A 2,594-nucleotide genomic window follows, 5' to 3' on the forward strand; every position below is an offset into this window, starting at 1 on the left:
CTACCGCCCCCATCGCCAGATAGCGTTCGACTTCATGCGTCTGGGTGCGCGCGGTGATGAACACCACGGGTATCGAAGCCGTCGGCCCAGACTGGGCCAAGCGCCTCAGCGTCTCCGGTCCATCCATATCCGGCATCATTACGTCGAGCAGAATGAGATCGGGCCGCCATTCGGCGGCATCGACCAGCGCCTGCATGCCGGACGGGCAGGACCGCACCTCGAATTCCGGCTCGAGCTCCAGCGACATCTGGGCGATTTCGCGGATATCGTCCTCGTCATCCACATAGAGAATCCTTGCGGGCATGAGCGTCACTCCTCGGCGTGCGCGGCAGGTTGAGTGCGGGGCGAAACCAACATGCTCCTGACCAGCTTTGCCACATCGATTTCCGACGCCCTGGTCTTGGTCATGATGGCCTGAACCCGATCACCGAGTTTCTGGTCGAGCTCCGCCGCCGAAAACACGATGACCCCGGTCTCGAGCGGCAGATCGACCAGCAGGTCCAACCCCGAGCCATCGGGGAGTGCAATATCCAGGATAACCAGGTCGAAGAGATGCTGCGCGATCGCCTCCCGGGCGTCCTTGAGCGTCTTCGCCGAAGTAATCGAGACACCCGAACCCAACCCCTCCGACATCACCGCAAGCACGCCCTCATCGTCCTCGACATGGAGAATCTTCGGCCTCTGCTCGGTCCTGCCAGCAAGGATCTTGGCAAGGGCGGCGTGAAGCCGCTTTGAATCCACCGGCTTCTCCAGCCAGTCGACGATACCGACGGCGCTGCCGTTGAGCGAGCGCCTGGCCTCATCGGCAACGGCGGAGATGACGATGACCGAAATGTCGGAATTCACCGGCGATGCCCTAATGTCGTGGAAGAGCTTGATGCCGGATTCCCCCGCGAGCTTGATGTCGAGGGTCAAGGCCACGTATTCGCGGGACCGCAGAAGCGCCTTTGCGGTGGCGATATCGGGTGCGACGTCGCTGGAAAAGCCTTCCGCATCCAAGAGTGCCGCAATTACTGCGGCGACGTCGGTCTCGTCTTCACAGATCAGAACCCGTAGGCGGCCATCGGGCTTTCGTTTCAGGTGCGGTGGCGGATACGGCCTTGGTTGGTGCCTGCGTACTTCTGCAAGGTCCACGTGGAACGAGGTTCCCTTGCCTTCCTCGGTTTCGAAGGAAACGGCTCCGCCCAGTTTTTCGGTAATGGCCTTGACGATGCTCAAGCCTAGGCCGGTGCCGCCTATCTTACGGGTGCTGGAGGCGTCGGCCTGCTCGAACTTTCCGAATATACGGCTGCGGAAAGCCTCCGGGATGCCAGCGCCCTGGTCCATCACGGAAATCCGCAGCATGTCGTGGTCATGACGCTGGAATTTCACTGTGACAGTACCGTCGGCATGCGAGAACTTGATCGCATTCGACAGGAGGTTCGCCATCACCTGATGCAGGCGATCCGGATCGATGTTGGCCTCGGCGCGCGGCGCATCGTCGATCAGAACGATCCTGATCCGGCTGTCAGCCATGTAGTTGGAGCTGGCGGCAATGGCCTGCTCCAGGACCTGACGGACAGGCATCTGCTTGATCTTGAAGGTGATCACGCCCGATTCGATCTTCTCCATATCCAGAATGTCGTTGATGAGAAGAACCAGCCTTTCGCTATTGGTGTGCGCGATGTTGACGAGATTGGCGGCCTTGGGCGGCAGTTCGCCGGCCACACCGGCCGCAATCAGGCCAAGCGAGCCGCGGATGGAGGTCAGCGGGGTCCGCAATTCGTGGCTGACCGTGGAAATGAAATCATTCTTGAGCTGCGCGGTGCGCTTCTGCTCGGTGATGTCGCGATTGTAGGTGATGACGCCGACGATCTTGCCGGCCTCGTCGCGGAAAGGGGCCTTGAGCGTGTAGAGCCAACCTTGCCGGCCATCCGGGAAAAGCGCGGGCTGGTCGATCCGCAACGTCTGCCCGGCCTCCAGCGCGCCCATCTCATCCTGCCGGAAGCGCTCGGCCACCTCCCTGGGGTAGAAATCGAAATCCGTCTTGCCGATCAGATCGTCGACCGAAGCGGCGCGAACCATTTCGGCGGTGGCGGGGTTGGCGGCGATGAAGCGGCCGTCGACATCTTTTATGTTCAGGCAATCCGGCAGTTCGCGAACCATGGCCCGGTAGGTCATGTTGGACATCAAGAGCTCCCGCCTGCGCTGCTGCCGGTCGAGCAGGACGCCGATGATGATTGTGCTGAGAAAGCGGAACACGAGGGACGGGAACGTGCTCTGCTGCACAAGGCCCGTGACGGCTTGCGCCGGGATGACCAGGAGCGTGATCAGCCCGGCGAGAGCGACCGTTACGCCCAGACCGAATATGTCGTACATGGTGCGCGATCGGGCCGCGACGATGTGGTGCCACGCAATGCCGACGATTGCGGTGATGAGGATACCCATGACACCAGCACCCGCACCCTGTCCGCCGAGATGGATGCGATAAACAATGGAGCCGAACGTGGCGATGAGCATTGCCGGCCATCCGCCAAAGAACGCGGCAGCAGCAATGAAGGCGGCGCGCAGATCGACGACGAAGCCGGAGACGGACAGGGCCGTCGCCATGGAAA

2 protein-coding genes are annotated in these 2,594 nt (G+C 61.5%); both read right to left on the reverse strand.

From position 1 onward, the window contains the following. A partial coding sequence (locus tag EN964_RS31425; protein ID WP_206528784.1) for a response regulator occupies window positions 1–304 on the reverse strand: 304 nt, incomplete at its 3' end. A gap of 5 nt (window positions 305–309) precedes the next feature. After that, the coding region (locus tag EN964_RS31430) for an ATP-binding protein (protein WP_127277194.1) at window positions 310–2,594 on the reverse strand (2,285 nt) is incomplete at its 5' end.

This window comes from Mesorhizobium sp. M7A.F.Ca.CA.001.10.2.1, from assembly GCF_003998575.1.
In the GTDB taxonomy this organism is placed as follows: Bacteria; Pseudomonadota; Alphaproteobacteria; order Rhizobiales; family Rhizobiaceae; genus Mesorhizobium.